This is a genomic window from Pseudoalteromonas sp. APM04, assembly GCF_022809815.1.
In the GTDB taxonomy this organism is placed as follows: domain Bacteria; phylum Pseudomonadota; class Gammaproteobacteria; order Enterobacterales; family Alteromonadaceae; genus Pseudoalteromonas; species Pseudoalteromonas marina.
This window is the reverse complement of sequence record NZ_CP094441.1, coordinates 2,277,917-2,294,999: the sequence shown is the minus strand read 5'-3', so window position 1 is coordinate 2,294,999 and position 17,083 is coordinate 2,277,917. Positions and strand designations below refer to the sequence as shown.

At 39.9% G+C, this 17,083-nt stretch carries 16 protein-coding genes; 8 read left to right on the top strand and 8 right to left on the bottom strand.

Translation table 11 applies throughout. From position 1 onward, the window contains the following. Positions 1 to 119 precede the first annotated feature (119 nt). Entirely contained in the window at positions 120 to 1,022 is a 903-nt protein-coding gene (locus MTP24_RS10670) for a hypothetical protein (protein WP_243531128.1), read from the top strand. Between the two features lie 62 nt (positions 1,023 to 1,084). Then, a complete protein-coding gene (locus MTP24_RS10665; protein ID WP_243531125.1) occupies positions 1,085 to 2,038 on the top strand; it encodes a hypothetical protein in 954 nt (317 codons plus the stop codon). Here MTP24_RS10665 and MTP24_RS10660 read toward each other — a convergent pair. Further along, on the bottom strand, positions 2,022 to 3,368 hold the full coding sequence (locus MTP24_RS10660; protein WP_243531123.1) for a S8 family serine peptidase: 1,347 nt from the start codon (positions 3,366 to 3,368) through the stop codon (positions 2,022 to 2,024). The genes MTP24_RS10665 and MTP24_RS10660 overlap by 17 nt on opposite strands. Before the next feature lie 140 nt (positions 3,369 to 3,508). On the opposite strand from MTP24_RS10660, the gene MTP24_RS10655 reads away from it, so the two are divergent. From MTP24_RS10655 to MTP24_RS10645, 3 genes are read left to right on the top strand one after another with little or no spacing between them, the layout of a single operon-like run. After that, positions 3,509 to 4,000, top strand: a complete 492-nt coding sequence (locus MTP24_RS10655; protein ID WP_243531121.1) for an RNA polymerase sigma factor — start codon at positions 3,509 to 3,511, stop codon at positions 3,998 to 4,000. Beyond that, the gene (locus tag MTP24_RS10650) at positions 3,997 to 4,737 is read left to right on the top strand and encodes a hypothetical protein (protein WP_243531119.1); all 741 of its coding nucleotides are present in this window, start codon (positions 3,997 to 3,999) and stop codon (positions 4,735 to 4,737) included. The genes MTP24_RS10655 and MTP24_RS10650 overlap by 4 nt, the downstream gene beginning before the upstream one ends. Positions 4,738 to 4,762: 25 nt before the next feature. Further along, complete coding sequence (locus tag MTP24_RS10645; protein ID WP_243531117.1) at positions 4,763 to 5,275, top strand: hypothetical protein; 513 nt, start codon at positions 4,763 to 4,765, stop codon at positions 5,273 to 5,275. Between the two features lie 17 nt (positions 5,276 to 5,292). Here the strand turns inward: MTP24_RS10645 and MTP24_RS10640 are convergent, their stop codons facing one another. Beyond that, positions 5,293 to 6,177: a DMT family transporter gene (locus MTP24_RS10640; RefSeq protein ID WP_010557141.1), complete on the bottom strand. Its 885-nt coding sequence runs from the start codon at positions 6,175 to 6,177 to the stop codon at positions 5,293 to 5,295. Between the two features lie 103 nt (positions 6,178 to 6,280). Between MTP24_RS10640 and MTP24_RS10635 the strand changes: the two genes are divergently transcribed. Next, positions 6,281 to 6,805, top strand: coding sequence for a sel1 repeat family protein (locus MTP24_RS10635; RefSeq protein ID WP_010557140.1), 525 nt, complete (start codon positions 6,281 to 6,283; stop codon positions 6,803 to 6,805). 2 nt (positions 6,806 to 6,807) lie between these two features. On the opposite strand, the gene MTP24_RS10630 is transcribed toward MTP24_RS10635, so the two are convergent. The 6 genes from MTP24_RS10630 to dinG are packed head-to-tail and all read right to left on the bottom strand — an operon-like array spanning position 6,808 to position 11,648. Further along, positions 6,808 to 6,960: a YbaM family protein gene (locus MTP24_RS10630; RefSeq protein WP_006793581.1), complete on the bottom strand. Its 153-nt coding sequence runs from the start codon at positions 6,958 to 6,960 to the stop codon at positions 6,808 to 6,810. Then, positions 6,944 to 7,225, bottom strand: a complete 282-nt coding sequence (locus MTP24_RS10625) for a late competence development ComFB family protein (RefSeq protein ID WP_006793580.1) — start codon at positions 7,223 to 7,225, stop codon at positions 6,944 to 6,946. Before MTP24_RS10625 ends, MTP24_RS10630 begins: the two co-directional genes overlap by 17 nt. A gap of 51 nt (positions 7,226 to 7,276) precedes the next feature. Next, the gene (locus MTP24_RS10620; RefSeq protein WP_243531116.1) at positions 7,277 to 8,176 is read right to left on the bottom strand and encodes a histone deacetylase; all 900 of its coding nucleotides are present in this window, start codon (positions 8,174 to 8,176) and stop codon (positions 7,277 to 7,279) included. 10 nt (positions 8,177 to 8,186) lie between these two features. After that, the gene (locus MTP24_RS10615; RefSeq protein ID WP_006793578.1) at positions 8,187 to 8,795 is read right to left on the bottom strand and encodes a primosomal replication protein; all 609 of its coding nucleotides are present in this window, start codon (positions 8,793 to 8,795) and stop codon (positions 8,187 to 8,189) included. Position 8,796: 1 nt separating this feature from the next. Continuing rightward, a complete protein-coding gene (locus MTP24_RS10610; protein ID WP_039038085.1) occupies positions 8,797 to 9,573 on the bottom strand; it encodes a TSUP family transporter in 777 nt (258 codons plus the stop codon). Then, positions 9,573 to 11,648, bottom strand: coding sequence for an ATP-dependent DNA helicase DinG (gene dinG, locus MTP24_RS10605; protein ID WP_243531114.1), 2,076 nt, complete (start codon positions 11,646 to 11,648; stop codon positions 9,573 to 9,575). The genes MTP24_RS10610 and dinG overlap by 1 nt, the downstream gene beginning before the upstream one ends. A gap of 60 nt (positions 11,649 to 11,708) precedes the next feature. Here dinG and MTP24_RS10600 point away from each other — a divergent pair, with 60 nt between their 5' ends. Further along, entirely contained in the window at positions 11,709 to 14,072 is a 2,364-nt protein-coding gene (locus MTP24_RS10600) for a DNA polymerase II (protein ID WP_243531111.1), read from the top strand. 331 nt (positions 14,073 to 14,403) lie between these two features. Continuing rightward, positions 14,404 to 17,025 carry a TonB-dependent receptor gene (locus MTP24_RS10595; RefSeq protein WP_243531109.1) on the top strand — a complete coding sequence of 874 codons (2,622 nt, stop codon included), beginning with the start codon at positions 14,404 to 14,406 and terminating at the stop codon, positions 17,023 to 17,025. Positions 17,026 to 17,083 lie beyond the last annotated feature (58 nt).

The window sequence follows — 17,083 nt, the reverse complement described above, 5'->3', positions numbered from 1 at the left end:
TAAGCATTTGAAATTTAAATAATAAGTAGCTTTATTATAAATTTTTAATTTATTTTGGAATAAAGTGTTTTAGTAAATCGTCTTCTTTATGTCAATCCGACAAACTAGAGGACAAAACAATGACTAAATTAAATAAAATTGTAAGCGTAATGATGTTAAGCGGTGTGTGTACTTTTACAGGTGCAGTGCACGCCGCTGATATTGAACTATCTCAGTCAACGTCGGCGCAGCAACAAACATCTACATCTATTACGCTTTCACAAAATGGTTTAACAGCCAGTGGCAGCAACGAGTCAAACGTATCTAACGATACACAAGTAACGGCTGATGACTCGCAAAACACAGATTCAATGGCTAGTGACACGCAAACTCCAGCGCAAGAAAGCAGTGAGGCCGCAGAGCCTGCAAATACATTAGTTGCATCTGCCAGCTCATCTTTAAATAATGCATTAAATGCATCGGCCTCGTCTTTAAATGCCACAGCCAATTCCACAAGCAATACCACAGTCAATACAGCGCTTGATGCAACAGCGCAGTTAACCTCATCGGCGGGTAATTTAACAACCGCTGTGAGCCAGACGTCATTACTTTCTGTTACCTCTGAACAAGGCGCTCAGCCAGACACCACAGATACACCTGCCGATGCCTCTTTACTTTCAAATGTAAGTAGCGCAACCGATTCAGTAACACAAGCTGATGCAACTAATGCAACTAATGCGCTTAATGCGGGTGAGCTTACAAACCAATTAGCAATTACTAATACGGCTGCAAACTCAGTGAGCTCTGCACTGCAAATGGGTGATGCAATTAATACCAGTAATGAAGTAGTAAGTAGTGTTCAGCAATCTTTAATTGCCAGTGTGCAAGATAGTACGGTTAGCAGTTTACAAAGCACGGTACAGCAAAGTGTTAGTGGGCAGGTGAGTGCAGCGGTCACTGATCAAATTAGTAACGATGTAGCACTTAGCACCGCAAGTGAAGTAGTAACCAACATTACTAACGATTTAGACCTAGGCCTTTAATACGCCAAGTATTTGCACAAATGCCGAATAGGGAAACCTATTCGGCCTGTTGGAGAATAAATATGAAAGCAGTTATAACCGCCACTTTGTGTGTTTTTAGTGCTCAAGCGGTGCTTGCACAAACTAACCACATTAAAACAGCTGAGCAAAATAAGCCCTTTAAAAGTAGCTTTGAGCTAAATGCAGATGCAGAAGTTGGGGTATTAAGTAACTCGGCGCTCTCTGTTCAAGAGCTTGACGATATTTCGTCGCAAAGCGACAGCGGCATAAAAACCGCAGCCGGTGTTAATGCAAAATGGCAAGTAACTAAAAGCGCTAAATTAACTTCAAGCTATAGGTTTGAACAACAAGACTACGATGAGTTTGATCAATACGATTTAGACCTGCATCAATATGGTTTAGATGGCAGCTACAGCTTTAATAGCCATGAGGTAGGGGTTCGTTACGATGGGGCAAAAGCAAATGTAGATGGCGAACCATTTTTACATTTCAATCAAGCCAGCGCCTACTATGGCCATTTTTTAAACCCGCATACGTACTTGCGTATGAGTATAAAAACCAAAGCTAAACGTTTTGCTACTGCAAAAGCACGTAATGCCGACGGCGTAGGCGGCGATGTAGCGCTTTATCATTTTATAAATAATGGCCAAACCATGCTAATGACATCGCTAAGTGCCGATAAAGAAAACGCCGACGACAACCAATACGACTTTAACGGCTACGGTTTTACTACTAAAGTTACGCACAAATTTACGGCCTTTAATATGGCTAACAAAGTGGGGGCAGGCTGGCGTTATCAAAACAAAGATTACGATGAGCAAACAACGGATGATTTTTTTGAGCAAATACCGTCGCGAGATGAGCACCGAAATGTCGTTAATGCGTTTTATAACGTAGCTTTATTTGAGCACGTAACATTAATAGCCGAGGCTGAATATGGCGATTACCAATCAAAGCTTAGTAGCAATACCTATACGCAATCGGTTTTATCGGCGTCAGTTAAAGTGCACTTTTAGGTGGGTAAATAGCACCATAACCAAAGGTGGTATCTTTGCCTTGCTCGCCTAAGTCGATGGCTAGCGATGTAAGCTCGTTAAGTGCTTTGGTTTTATTATTACCATGTTTTAACAATAAACAACTTAATGCCGCGCTTACATGCGGCGCCGCCATTGACGTACCCGACTCCCTCCCAAATTTTCCATTACCTTGGCTTGTAACAACATTTACACCAAAGGCTGTAAAGTCAATGTAATCACCTTTATTTGACCATCTATAAATTTGGTTTTGTGAATCAATAGCACTTACCGCTATCACACTTTTATACGCACCTGGGTATAACGGCTGCGACGCCGGCCCTTGGTTACCTGCAGCAGCTACAATTAACACGTTTTGTTTTATTGCTGCAGTCATACTTGCTTCTAAAACTGCGTTATTTGGCCCCGTTAGGCTCATATTTATTACGGGTACTTTATTACTGACTAGCCAGTTAAGTGCTTCTACTATGGCAAATAAAGTAGCCCCTTGTGCATATTCAGATTGCCTATAAAACACCTCGGCACTGTAAAGCTTGGCATTGCTTAAAAGCGGGCTAAGTTTTGCGCCTTTACCTGTAATTAGCCCTGCAATGGCGGTGCCGTGTAAATTTGGCGAGCTTAACCCTTGTGGTAAAAAGCTTTGCGTAGTGATATTTGTACCTTCAAAAGCACTGTGTTTGGTATTAATGGCGCTGTCGATCATGCCAATTTTTACGCTTTGTGTGCAGTAAGGGGCAATAGAGTTATTTGGTGTTACTTTTGCGGTAGGCTCGCCAGTTTGCGCTTGGTATATGTGGTTTCGGTCAAGTATTGCAGACTCATCTAAGTTAAGCGCTTTTAATAACTCACTTTTAGAATTAACACCTTGGAGCACGTTAAAGCGCACTAAGCTCATGTTAAGTGCGTTGTAATTTTTTACCGACACAATGGTTACATTTTGCTGTTTTAGGGTATTAAGTTGTTGGCTATTTGCCATTAATAACCATTGGCGCTCTATTGCTCTAAAGCCGTTTTCTAGCTCTACTTCAACAAATGCGGTGTTTTGACTATTTATATTAATGTTAAGCACATTAGGTAAACTACTAATTGGCTCACTAATTTGCGCTTTTAGTTCATCAATCGACACTTGTGGTACAGGCACCGGAAGCGGCAGGCGTTGTGCGCGCTCTATTGTTTGTTCAATACGCTGCTCTATTGGGTTTAACTGCCCAAGCACTTGATCGACTTTGACTATATTGGCAGAACTCGTTGCGCTAAATATGCAAATCGAAGCGGCTATGATGTGTTTAACGCGGAAATTTTTCATGTTCATAGTGGGTTACTTTTATTAAATTTATCATGCTTGTTAGTTAACGTTTAACACATAAAAATATTTCATTATTCAAATTATTTTGATTATTTGGGAATAAATGTTTTTTTGAATCGTCTTCTTTATAAAAGGGGTAAAAATCAATGAACGAAACATTAAAAACCTTATTGCCCATGCTTAGGCGTTTTGCCTATTCGCTAACGGGTAGTAAAGCAGATGCAGACGATGTAGTGCAAATAACAATTGAAAAACTATTAGTAAAAGGCATTCCGGATGACGTTGAACCGGCTAAATGGGCGTTTAAAATTTGCCGCAATGTGTGGATAGACGAATACCGCTCACGCAAGGTAAGGCAAAATACGGCCCAGGCCGATATATTACCAGAGCCAATTACAAGTAATGAGAACCAAACACTCGAAAACAAACAAATGCTTAAAAATGTAAATACAGCACTTGGCCAATTACCCGAAGAGCAACGCGCCATTGTATCGCTGGTGGCAGTGCAGGGCATGGCCTATAAAGACGTAGCACATACACTCGATATACCTATAGGCAGTGTAATGAGTAAATTATCGCGTGCACGCAGTACACTTTATAACTTAATAAAACCCGACTTTAAAAAGGAGCAAGTATGAACATTAACGACGAAACACTTAGCGCCTTTTTAGACTCAGAGCTCAGCGAGCACGAAATGGAACAAGTGCGTAAAGCCCTTGAAACCGATGATGAACTAATTATGCGACTTGCAGAGCTAAGCGAAGTAGACATGCGAGTAAAAGAGCACGCAACAAGTATTGATGACGCCCCCCTTAGTGACTCATTAGCTAAAACGGTTGCAAAGCTTGATACAGCAACGACAAAAAACACGTCGAATAGCAATGTAGTAACGTTAACGCCTTGGCAAAAGGTTAAGCACTCGGCTAATAAAGGCTTAGCAATAGCTGCAAGTGTTGCCGTGGTATTTGGTATTGCAATGACCAGTTATTTACAACCCAATGAGTCGCAAAATTTAGTAGCCAGTAGCATAGCCTCAGCCCTTAATACACAGCTAAGTAGTGGAGAGTATGAGCAAATTGATGGCTCAGTATTTAGCGCGCAGCTTAGTTTTAAAAATCAGCAAGGTGAGCTTTGTAGGCAGTATGCACTAAGTTCAAACAACACAACGCAAACAAGTATTGCATGTAAAACGCAAAGCGGTTGGCAAATTAAAGCGCAAACAGCCACGCAGCAAAGTAATAATGGCGCGCAATATCAAACGGCGTCTAATAACAGTCAGTTAGATGCTGTTATAGACAGCATGATCAGCGGCGCACCACTAGATAGAGCGCAAGAGCAGCAAGCAATTAGTGCAAAGTGGCAGTTAAATAAATAATAATGTGTATAAAACGAGGTGAATTATGAAAACATCTATTTTAATTATCAGTATTTTACTTATGGCGGGTTGCGCATCTAAACCTGATTACCGCGCCGCGAATAATGGCTCGCAAGGTTACAGCGAGCAAAAAATTAGCGACGATCAATACCGAGTAGAGTTTAAAAGTGTGTCAAACAACGTAGCAGATGCCGGTGACTATGCATTGTTACGCGCGGCTGAGCTTACCCAAGCGCAAGGCTACGACTGGTTTGTTGTAACGAATAAAGAAACCTTTGTTGAGTCTAAATCGCAAGCGCCCGCGTCAACTATTATTGCATCACACAGCCAGCAATATGAGCGAAGCTGCGGTTTATTAACTTGCGAAACACGCGCACGCCCAACAAGCAGTGTAGGCGTACAGGTAAGCAACAATGATAAACGCAAAGAAGTACACACCCTGATTGATATTAAAATGGGTAAAGGCATTAAACCCAGCGACAATAGCTATAGCGCACAAGACTTAATTGAAAACTTAAGCAAAAAAGCACAAAAGTAAGCGCTTTGTAAAAGCACTTAGCGTGTTTTAGCTAGGTGCTTTTTTCGCGGTAAAAATCCAGTAACCAGCATAGTGCCCACAATAACAAATAAAGCGCCCAATAACGTATTTGGCCCAATTTGCTCATCTAAAATTAAATGTCCCCAAAAAATGCCAAATAGCGGAATTAAAAACGTGACCGTTAAAGCTGAGGTTGGGCCTATATCGTCAATAAGCTTAAAAAATAAAATATAAGCAAGCGCTGTACACACTACGCCAAGGGCTAAAACGCCAAGCATAACGTTGGTGGTTGGTACTTCACGCATTGGCATAAAAAGTATAAGGGGCAGTACCATAAAACTTGCTGCCCACATTGAGCCGTGTGCGTTATCAAACGGTGCAAGCTTTGGCGCATTTTTTGTGTAATGGGATGCAATGGCATAACAAAATGAAGCGCTTAGCGCTGCTACAATAGCAATAAGTGACTGAGTATTTAATATAAGATGGTTTTGCCCAACTAAAATTGCCACACCTACTAAACCCAACAGCAAGCCTAAAACCATACTCTTAGTTGGCTTGGTTTTACTCCAGATAATACCCACAACTGCGCCCCAAATAGGCGTTGTAGAATTTAAAATAGATAACGTAGATGCGCTGATAGTTTGCGCGGCATAAGCAAAAAGTAAAAAAGGCAGGGCGGAGTTAAGAGCGCCAATTATAAAAAAGTGCTTTTTGTGTTTAGTAAACGCCAAGCGACGTTTTAAATACAGCGCAACTATAAATAGTGTGAGTGCCGCAAAGCCGACTCTAAATTCTATTAAGACTGCGGGCCCTAAACTAGTGGCGGCCATGCGCATAAATAAAAATGACGCGCCCCAAATTGCAGCCAGAAAAAATAATCGAAGTAAACTTGCTAAGCTCATGATAATATTTTAATTATACGAATAGAGTTATAGAATAACAGGCTTTACGAAGAGTGTAAGCCAGATTCGGTACTCGCATATTAAAAATAATAAAGGACTAGTTATGGTTAGGTATTTACTGGCTACAGCAATTTTGGCTGTGAGTTTATTAAGTGGGTGTGGGTCGACCCCAGTTAATTTATACAGCGATAATACAATGAAGAAAAAAGAATACAACGGTATTAAAGCCTATAAAAACGGGCTGTACGAACAATCTTTTAATGATTTAAAAGAGCCTGCAGCACTTGGGTATAAAAGCGCACAATACACCCTAGCGTTTATGTTTTTAAAAGGTCAATATTTAGATCAATCAACCAAACTTGGCATGGGGTGGTTAGGTGTAGCTGCAGAAGCTGGCGTTGAAAATTGGTCACATCAATATGATACTTTCTATGCCGCTGCAACATTAGAAGAGAAGCAGCAAATAGATGCAATTGTTGCGCTCTACATTAAGCAGTTTGGTGTTAAAGCTCAAAACATGACTTGCCGAAGGTCAACATCAGCTAGAAGAACATTTGGCGAAATTAAAATTGATTGCACTAAACGTGACGGAGCGGTCACTGTGTATGAAGTAGACACAGTTGAATGAAGCTAGTTGTTAACTAGCTTCTTTTCAAAGTCACTTTTCACTATATCGAGCGCTTTTAATACTTCTTCAGGCTCTACGTCGTGTTGCTCCAGTATCATAATTAAATCAACAGCGAGCTTAATATGCGTTGGCGCTTCCTCAAGAGGGTTGGTCATTTAAATTTTTCTTTTTAGATATTTGACTAATAGCCACATCAATAGCGGTTTGAACACGTTCTTCCATGTGTATGCGTTCAGCTTGTGGTAAATAAAACGCCATATCTACGTCGTAACGAATGTAACGAGGTGGCAGTTGGTTTAACACGGTACAGCAAAAGTCGGCCATAACGTCGTCGTCATATTTTTCGTCTAGTTTTCGTTTTATGATTTCTTCAACAACAATTTTTTCGTAATAGTTATGTATATCGTCGTGTAATCGCATGTTCCTACCGCTTTGTTATGTTCCATTTAAGTAAGTCTATACTAAGGATTGTTATAAATCGATAGCCGCTTTAAATAGTTGTTTATGCACATTGATTAAGCTGTCTAAATTACGTTGGTAACCGCCGCCTAAACCACACATAAGGGGAATGTTATGTTGCTTACAAAAATCAAGAACAAAAAGATCTCGTTCATAAACACCTGTAATAGATACATTTAATAAACCTAGCTCATCTTTTATGTAAATGTCTGCGCCCGCGTTGTACAAAATAATATCTGGCTGATGGATACTTACACACAGCGCAAGTGCGTGTTGTAATGTGTCGATATACTCATCGTTGCCAGATTTAGCAGGTAAAGAAAAGTCGTAATCAGATTGCTGCTTTAAACGCGGAAAGTTTTGCTCGCAATGAATTGAGCAAGTAATGATATTTTTATGGCTTTGCTGATTAATAATCTGCGCTGTGCCGTCGCCTTGGTGCACGTCGCAATCAAAAATCAGCACAGTTTTGGCTTTATAAGTATTTAATAAGTGTGTGGCCGCTATGGCTAAATCGTTAAATATACAAAAACCACTGCCGTAATCGCTATGGGCATGGTGATAACCACCGCTTAAATTGCAGGTTAGTCCGCTTTTTAAAGCCTCTTCTGCTGCTTGAATACTCCCACCGACAGACAGCAATGTTCGTTCAACTAATTGAGCCGAATAAGGAAAGCCCATCTTTTTTATCGCTTTATCAGATAAGTTCCCAGTTAAAAAATTATTAATATATTGCTCGCTATGACATAAGGCTAATTGCGAGGGGCGTGCCTTGGCGGGCTGCTTGAATGCGGTTGGTAAAAAGCCTAAATGTTCTATTTCGGTTTTAAGCCGTTGATATTTTTGAATTGGAAAGCGGTGCTTTTCGGGCAAAGGCAAATTTGAATAAAGAGGGTGGTAGTATAGCTGCATGGACAAAGCCCTAACGGAGTTGCTGTTTTTCTACTTGTTGTATTTTGTCTTCAGTGGCTGAAATGGCTTTTCTGCATCGACCTAAACGTGCGTGAGTACTTAATATTTCAAGGTTAAGCTTTTGAGCTTTTGCTGGGGATGCATTTTCCATTTGCATTTTACGCTCTTCTATCATCAGCATTAAGCGGCGTTCAAACTCATGGTTTTGTTTTAACTCGTCGTAAAGTTCATGAGAAGACTGCATCACTTTTTTTACAGCTTGCTTATAAACAGCCTGTTTTGGGCGAGGTTTAAACCGACTTTTATTTTCTTTTTCCCAAATTGGTGTTGATTTAATGACATTAAATACGGCCTGGACTTGCGATGCAATTCGCTCTAGCGCGTAGGTATAAGCATGGCGGTGATCGCTTGGTGGTAAGCTTGCTACTTCTTCTTCTATTTCGTTTACGTAATCAGCCAGGTTCATGCTTTTAGTTTGAAATACAGCGCGGTCAAATAGGCTAGGTTGTGCTTGCATATAACGGTTTTTAGCAAACAATTTAGCTCTGTCAAATTGCTCAGCTTGTTGCTTGAGCGAAGTAACTTGCTGTTGTAGTTTTTCTAATGCATTCACTTGCATGCTAAAAGTAAGCCTCGTAAATGAGTTTTAATGCTAAAAGTATAACCATGGTATTAAAAACAGGGCGTATAAATTTACTACCAAACCTAATTGCAGAGTGCGCACCAAACCAGGCTCCTAACATAATAAAAAAGCCCATTGTTATACCAAGCAAAAAGTTTACATGCCCTAAAGCTACAAAGGTTATAAGAGAAATAAAGTTAGACACAAAGTTCATAGAGCGGGCTAAACCGCAATTAAGAAGCAAGTTCATTTTATAAAGCATGCCGTTAGACGCGGTCCAAAATGTGCCGGTGCCTGGGCCTGCTAATCCATCAAAAAAACCGAGTGCTAGGCCTTGGACCCACTGCTTTACTTTCATTGCATTGTTGAGTTTTGGTAACTCATCACCTTGTGTGGTGCTCAAATTTCCAAATAAGCTGTAGCAGGCAACAACAATAATTATAATTGGTAGCAACTTATTTAAAAAATCGATGCTTAAATAATCAACAATAACCGTGCCTAGTAGCGCGCCTATTGCGGTTGCAATAATTGATGCCAACCAAAACTTGGGGCTAAAAAGGTTTTTTTTGTAATAGGTAAAACTTGCTGTTAACGAACCAAAGCTCGCAGCGAGTTTATTAGTACCTAATGTTAGGTGCGGTGGTAAACCGGCCGTAAGTAATGCGGGCACGGTTAACATGCCACCGCCACCGGCTATTGCATCTATAAAGCCTGCTGCCAATGCAACAGCACATAAAATTGCCCAAGTTGTCGGGTCGAGTGCGAGTTCAAACATTAATAGTCTATTTGTCTTTTAAATGGTGGTAGGGTGTCGAGCATGGCTTTACCGTAGCGTTTGGTTACTAAACGCCTATCAAGAATAGTAATACAGCCTTCGTCACTCTCTTTTCGCAGCAGTCTACCACAGCTTTGTACCAATTTCTTAGCAGCATCTGGGACTGTAATTGTTAAAAACGGATTACCGCCTTTGCTTTGCACAAATTCTGCTTGCGCTTCTTCTATTGGAGAGGTAGGCACAGCAAAAGGGATTTTTGTGATAATGAGGTTCTCTAAATATTTACCAGGTAAATCAAGACCTTCTGAAAGACTTTGCGTACCAAATAAAATACTACCTTTACCGCTATCAATATTTTGGCTGTGTTTTTTAAGCAGTGCTTCTCTCGACATCTCACCTTGTACTAATAAGTTAAAACCTTTTGTTCTAAGAAACTTTGCTACATGGTCCATTTGCCAGTACGAGGCAAACAAGACTAAGTTTGCCTTTTTAGTGCTTAAATACTCTGGCAAAGTGGTTGCTAAGTGATCGCTAAAGTCTTTATCGGTAGGTTCAACTTTAGACACAGGAATGCGTAATGTTGCCTGTTTTGGGTAATCAAAGGGCGAGGGAACCTTTATAAATTTAACGCCTTCCTCTTTTGCTAAACCACTTTCATAAGCAAAATGGTCAAACGAACCAAGTGCACTTAATGTGGCAGAACATAAAACAGCGCCGGCGCACTCGTTCCAAAGTTTGTCTTTTAGGTAGTAGCCTACTTCAATGGGGCTGTCGCTTAAAAGGTGGTCATGATGACTTTTATATTCAAGGCGTTTTATCCAACGTGCGTGGGGTATGCCTTCTCCTTTGTTGGCATAACTAAACCATAATTTATTTAGTTGTTCTAAACGATTAATGTAGTGACCGCTTTCAGCAAGAATAGGATCGGCAATATAAGGTTTTATGTCGCCGTCGCTCACATCTTGTGTAAGGGTGTCGTGCATTTTATTTAAACAACGCAGTGCATCTTGTGTGGCTTCGCTTATATCTTTTGCTTTGCTGTGTAGCGATTTGGGTATTTCACCATGTTCGAAACGGTATGTGTCGTCTTTTGAATATTCAAAGTCAGCATTATCAAGAATATCTCTCACTACTTTTAGGTCTTTATTTGCATCGTTTATACTATCGCAAAGCTTAAAGTTTTGACCTATGGCTCTTTGTCCTACTAGCACTTTTGCCATTTTTCCACTGAATTTAGTGAGCTTATCGAGCCATTCTATTGTGCCTTTAATGGTTGCTGCAGCAGACGAAAAATCGCGTGTTATATGGGCTAAATGGTGTGCTTCATCAATTACATAAATAGTGTTGTCTGGCTCGGGTAAAATTTTACCACCGCCTAAGTCTAAATCAGCCAGTAGCAGAGAGTGATTAATAACCAGCACATCCATTTGCATGAGTTGTTGGCGAGCTAATTGAAATGGGCAAGTCAAATGCGCTTTCATTTGGCGCTGACAAGCATGCTTGTCACACGCAATTAAATTCCAAACTCTGTCGGGAATTGTATCTGCCCAGCTATCTCTATCGCCTTGCCATTTTTTATTTACGTAAGCATCGTATAGCCCTTGCAAGCATTTGCTTTCCATATCACTTAATGGAGAGGTAAGCGTTGGCATAAAGTCCATTTGAGTTTGGCTATCACCATTAACAGCATTATGTAGTTTATGGGCGCAAATATAACGGTGGCGTCCTTTAACTAAATCAAACTTAAAGTCGAGCCCAGAATGTGTTTTAAAAAAAGGCAGTTCCTTTGCAATTAATTGCTCTTGCAATGCCACGGTAGCCGTAGAAATTACTAGCTTCTTTTTTTGTGCCAATGCTAAAGGCAAGGCCCCCAAACAATAAGCAAGTGACTTACCGGTACCTGTGCCAGCTTCTATGACGCAAATTCGTTGTTTTTTGTGATACTCACCAGCCAATGTTTTTGCAATTTCTGCAACAAGGTAATTTTGACTGCTGCGCGGCCTATAATCATTCAGGTTTTTAGCCACATGCTGATGCACTTGCCTAATAGTTTTTTTTAGAGAGTCAGAAAGCATGGAATGATTTGCCTAAAGTATGTATATAATTACAGTGTGTATATTAAGTGGGATCGTGCATTGACACAAGCAATCTATCAGGGCTTTATTTTATCAAGGCAACAATATTCGTCTAAACATAGTGAGGGGATCACACTATGCTATTGGCTTGCATCCGATCACGGCCCAATTAAAGTTGTTATTGAAAATCAGCAAGCTGTGTTTTTTATTTCACAAGAACAACAGCAACATGCCCAGCAGTTATTAGATAGCGCACGTATAAGTGTTAATTTTAAAACAATTGAAATGAGTCACTTTAACGGCAAAGCCTGTGTTGCCTGCTATTTTAATAATACCAGCAGTATTTATAAGGCACGAACATTATTTGAAAACACCATAACTGTTTACGAGGGTGATATTCGCCACAGCGATCGCTTTTTAATGGAGCGCTTTATTAGAGGTGGTGTTTGGGTTACTGGAGATGTTAGTCAAAAAAACGGCTTTTTACTTATACAAAACGCAAAGTTGAAAGCAAATACAGATTACACGCCCAAGCTTAAGTCGCTGTCATTAGACATTGAATGTGATGGGGAAGGAGTGCTTTTTTCAATTGGTCTTGTTGGTAATGGACTTGACTGCGTTTTAATGATTGGCGAACCACACAATCATAGTGAACAAATCAACATTGACTGGTGTTTAGATGAGCTTGAGTTACTTACAAAGTTACATACTTATTTAAGTAGTAATGATCCCGACATTATTATTGGGTGGAATGTAATAGAGTTTGATTTTACAGTACTTAATGCCCGTGCTGAAGCACTTGGAATTTCCCTTAAATTGGGCAGAGATAACCAATCAATCAATATCAATACGGGGCACTATACACGCCTTACGTTGCCAGGAAGATGTGTTGTTGATGGAATTGACACTTTAAAAAATGCGACTTACCACTTTGATAATTACTCTTTAGGGAACATTGCCGAAAAAGTATTAGGTGAAGCTAAATTAATACAATCTGACAATCGGTTAGGTGAAATTATCCGTCAATTTAATGAGGATAAACTGACTCTAGCGGCTTATAACCGTCAAGACTGTATTTTAGTTAATCGTATTTTTACTAAATTAAATTTATATGAGTTTGCTATTGTTCGCACACAGTTAACAGGCCTTGAGCTTGAGCGAATGGGCGGCTCTGTAGCTGCTTTTACTAATTTGTATTTACCCTTGCTGCACCGCAGTGGTTATGTAGCCCCTAATTTAGGTGACCATGGTTTGTCTTTTGACAGCCCTGGTGGTTACGTGATGGACTCATTGCCTGGGCTTTATAAAAATATTCTGGTTTTAGATTTTAAAAGTTTATACCCCTCTATTATGCGCACTTTTTGTATTGATCCCCTAGGGTTAATAAAAGGGTTAAATGCCCCTAATGATGCAATACAAGGCTTTAATAATGCAGTGTTTTCTCGTAGTGAGCATCATTTACCAAAGTTAATTGAATACCTAACTAAAACCCGTCAAAACGCCAAAGACACCAACCAACCAATGTTATCGCAAGCAATTAAAATTATTATGAACAGCTTATATGGTGTACTTGGATCTAAGGGATGTCGATTTTATGATCCTCGTTTATCAAGTTCTATTACGCTGCGCGGCCATGAAATTATGCAAACGACGCGTAAATGGATGGAGGAGCTTGGGTACAGTGTTATTTATGGTGATACAGACTCAATTTTTGTAAAAGTGGATGAGAGCTTAACTGCCCAATGCTGCAATAAAATTGGTAATGAATTGATGACTCATATTAATCATCAGTGGGAGCGGCATATAGCGAGGCATTTTAATTTAAAAAGCTATTTAGAAATTGAATTTGAAACCCATTACAGTCCCTTTTTTATGCCTACAATTCGCGATAAAAAAACGGGCTCTAAAAAACGTTACGTTGGTAAAATAGTAAAAAGTGATGAATCTAAAATCGTCTTTAAAGGTATGGAAACCGTGAGAAGTGATTGGACTGAATTTGCCCAAGAGTTTCAAAAAGAGCTATTTGAGACCTTATTTGATTCACAATTTGAAATTGCCCAACTTGACGAAATAGTAAAAGACTATACCAAACGATTGTATAGCGGAGAGTTTGATCAAAAGCTTGTTTATAAAAAACGCCTTGGTAGAAATTTAAACGATTACGAAAAAAATATTCCACCACATGTACAAGCGGTAAAAAAACACAAGGCAGAACATCCTGACTTTGAGGTAAGACGCGGGCAAATTATAGAGTATGTTTATGCAATGTCAGGGGCAGAAATTTTTAATGGAAAAAATGCACTTAATTATCAGCTATATTTGCAGCGCCAATTAACGCCAATTTCTAATTCAATTATTGACTCTATAATATCAAGGTCAGAAAAAAAACCTATCAATGGACAGCTTTCACTTATCAACTTTTAGGTTAATAAGTGGCCAGTTATCACGTAAAAGTTAAATTTTATAGAGATAATAATTTTATATTTAAAATATGATATCTTTTGGATTGTTAAATAAAAATATTTTAGTTTCAATTTTTAACCATATAAACAGAAGCTTAGATTGTTTTCTCTCCAGTTTTTTGCAACTGAATCACTTCTTTAATAATTAAATATTAATGCAACGTTAATTCCTTGTTGACCTTGTTGTTTCACTAGTATTATCATTGGTCACACAATCGTAGCGTTTCGTAACAAGTTATGTGCCGCTAGATTGAAAAAATTATAATTAATAAATGTATTCCTGGGAGAATCAAATGTTAAATAGCAAAATCTCAAAAGCAGTTCGCTTAGCGATCGCTTTTGGTGCAGCATCTACAGCTGCGTTTTCAGCAAGTTCTTTTGCTGCAGAAGAAGAATCTGCAGAAAAAGTTGAGCGTATCCAAGTAACTGGTTCACGCATCAAGCGTAGTGACCTTGAAGGTGCTTCACCAGTAATCTCTATTACTGCTGCAGATATCCGTATGGAAGGTGACTTCACAGTTGCTGATGCTCTTCGCTCAAGCTCACTGAACTCTTTCGGCTCATTCTCTGAGCGTTCAGGTAGCTCAGCACAATCTCAAGCAACTATTAACTTACGTGGTGCTGGTTCACGTCGTACGCTAGTTCTTTTAAACGGCCGTCGTTTCCCTGGTTCACCAACTCTTGGTGGCGCATCAGCTAACTTGAATGCTATTCCAATGGCCGCTGTAGCACGTATCGATATCATGACTGAAGGTGCTTCTTCAATCTATGGTTCTGATGCAATGGCTGGTGTTGTTAACGTTATATTGAAAGATAACTTCGAAGGTTTAACTTTCAACGTTGGTGCTGGTCATCGTGACCAAGATGAAGGTACTACATCTTCAGAGTTTTCAGTAGTTGGTGGTGTTACAAACGATAAAGGTAACATTACTTTTGCATTCGACCACCAAAAACGTAAAGGCATTAGTGACGCGGCTCGTGACTACACTAAAGCACAAATTGGCGATTTAGATGGTGATGGCGATATCGAAGCATACACTGCTGATACTGTTGGTTGGTCTTACTTTGGTGCTACAGTTTTATCTCCAGATTTCGCAACTGCTTCTGCTTCTTTAAAGTGTGATGACTTAATCGCAGAATACGGCGAAGATACTTTCCGTCGTGTAGACGCAAATGAAGATTGGGGCCCAGGTTCTGAGTACTGTATGTATGCGTACGGTAACGTATCTTACAACACAGCTTCAATTGACCGTAACACTTTATACCTAAGCTCTAACTATGAAGTAGCTGACGATATCGAATGGTTTGCTCAAGCAATGTTTGTTCAAAACTCTTCATTTGGTCGCTACGCTCCTCCTGCTGCTGCATGGACAAACATGTCAGCGGACAACGAACATAACCCTTACGGTGTAGATGGTGCATACGGTTTATTCCGTTGGGTAGGTATTGGTACTCGTGATGGTAATGTTGACGATTACAACATTGACCTTACAACAGGTCTTCGTGGTGAGTTAGATTGGAACAACGCTTCTTGGGAAGTTTACTACCACCGTAACAAAGCCGATAACAAATCAATCGGTGAATTTTACCTGTCTTACTCAGGTCTAGCTTATAACGAGCAAAATGATATCGACCTAGGTTCTGATGAGGGCGTTGCAAACATGAAAGCAACAACTCTTCAACAATCTACTTCTACGTTTGACCAATACTTTGGTGGTATCGGTTTTGACCTTGGTGAATTAGATGGCGGCGCTATCGCTCACTACGTTGGTATGGAATACTTCGAGCAAACATACGCAGACATCTACGACGGTCAATCTGAAGCTGGTCTTATTGGTGGTTCAGCAGGTAACTCTGCTGCAGGTGATCGTGATGTGACAGCTGTGTTTATAGAAACAGTTCTTCCAGTTACAGACACTTTTGAGCTAAACCTTAAAGCTCGTTACGATGATTACTCAGACTTTGGCGATAACGTTGCTCCTGCAGTTTCTGCTCGTTGGGAAGTTTCTGAAGGTGTTGTACTTCGTGGTTCTTACTCAGAGTCTTTCCGTGCTCCTGGTTTAGATTTATTAAACCAAGCTCGTACTTTCTCTGCTGAGTCAGCGATTGATTACAACAACGGTTCAACTGTTTCACGTCAATACGATACTTACTACACAGCTAACTCAGAGCTAGGTGCTGAAACATCTGACTACATCAACTTAGGTGTAGCTTGGGATGTAAACGATAACTTAGGTCTTAAACTTGATTACTTCATGTTAGAAGTTGAAGATGTAATTCAATCTAAATCTCTTCAAGGTCTAATTTCTGACGAAGCTGCTGGCCTAATCAGTGCTGTTAGTGTTGATACAGATACTTCAAACGAAACATTCTATCTTAAGCGTGCAGCGTCTGGTGTTTTAGTTGAAGCGGGTACTTCTTACTTCAACGGCGCTGGTTTTGAAATTGAAGGTATCGACTTTACTATCAATGCAAACCTTGAAACTGAATTTGGTGAGCTTCGTTTCAGCAACGTGAACAGCTTCACACTTGCTTATGACTCTGAAGTTGGTGGTGTTGTTCAGGATACAGCTGGTTGGTCTGGTCAACCAGATCTTAAATCAGTTGCAACTATCTCTTGGTCTTATGAAGATCACCTAATCTCTTGGAACTCAACTTACACAGCTGACACTTCAGAAACAGAAGTAGACAGCGATGGTGACGGTTTCTACGAGCAAACAGGTAAACTAGACAGCTGGTTAATCCACAACTTCACATACAGCTACAACGCTGGTGATTATGGTGCGATTACATTTACAGTAAATAACCTTACTGATGAAGACCCAGTGTTCTCTTCAGCAGGTACTTGGGATAACCAAGATCTTTACAATAACTTCGGTCGTGACTACCGTGTTAACTACACAATTAGTTTCTAAACCTTAGTTTAAATTTTAAAAAGGGCTGATTTTTCAGCCCTTTTTTTATTTGGAGATG

What these genes read in the sequence shown, in the direction of transcription:
- MTP24_RS10650 (WP_243531119.1), top strand. Translation starts at nt 3,997, where the DNA reads ATGAACATTAACGACGAAACACTTAGCGCCTTTTTAGACTCAGAGCTC.
- MTP24_RS10620 (WP_243531116.1), bottom strand. Translation starts at nt 8,176, where the DNA reads ATGCAGCTATACTACCACCCTCTTTATTCAAATTTGCCTTTGCCCGAA.
- dinG (WP_243531114.1), bottom strand. Translation starts at nt 11,648, where the DNA reads ATGCTTTCTGACTCTCTAAAAAAAACTATTAGGCAAGTGCATCAGCAT.
- MTP24_RS10645 (WP_243531117.1), top strand. Translation starts at nt 4,763, where the DNA reads ATGAAAACATCTATTTTAATTATCAGTATTTTACTTATGGCGGGTTGC.
- MTP24_RS10615 (WP_006793578.1), bottom strand. Translation starts at nt 8,795, where the DNA reads ATGCAAGTGAATGCATTAGAAAAACTACAACAGCAAGTTACTTCGCTC.
- MTP24_RS10665 (WP_243531125.1), top strand. Translation starts at nt 1,085, where the DNA reads ATGAAAGCAGTTATAACCGCCACTTTGTGTGTTTTTAGTGCTCAAGCG.
- MTP24_RS10595 (WP_243531109.1), top strand. Translation starts at nt 14,404, where the DNA reads ATGTTAAATAGCAAAATCTCAAAAGCAGTTCGCTTAGCGATCGCTTTT.
- MTP24_RS10640 (WP_010557141.1), bottom strand. Translation starts at nt 6,177, where the DNA reads ATGAGCTTAGCAAGTTTACTTCGATTATTTTTTCTGGCTGCAATTTGG.
- MTP24_RS10625 (WP_006793580.1), bottom strand. Translation starts at nt 7,225, where the DNA reads ATGCGATTACACGACGATATACATAACTATTACGAAAAAATTGTTGTT.
- MTP24_RS10660 (WP_243531123.1), bottom strand. Translation starts at nt 3,368, where the DNA reads ATGAACATGAAAAATTTCCGCGTTAAACACATCATAGCCGCTTCGATT.
- MTP24_RS10630 (WP_006793581.1), bottom strand. Translation starts at nt 6,960, where the DNA reads ATGACCAACCCTCTTGAGGAAGCGCCAACGCATATTAAGCTCGCTGTT.
- MTP24_RS10635 (WP_010557140.1), top strand. Translation starts at nt 6,281, where the DNA reads ATGGTTAGGTATTTACTGGCTACAGCAATTTTGGCTGTGAGTTTATTA.
- MTP24_RS10655 (WP_243531121.1), top strand. Translation starts at nt 3,509, where the DNA reads ATGAACGAAACATTAAAAACCTTATTGCCCATGCTTAGGCGTTTTGCC.
- MTP24_RS10670 (WP_243531128.1), top strand. Translation starts at nt 120, where the DNA reads ATGACTAAATTAAATAAAATTGTAAGCGTAATGATGTTAAGCGGTGTG.
- MTP24_RS10610 (WP_039038085.1), bottom strand. Translation starts at nt 9,573, where the DNA reads ATGTTTGAACTCGCACTCGACCCGACAACTTGGGCAATTTTATGTGCT.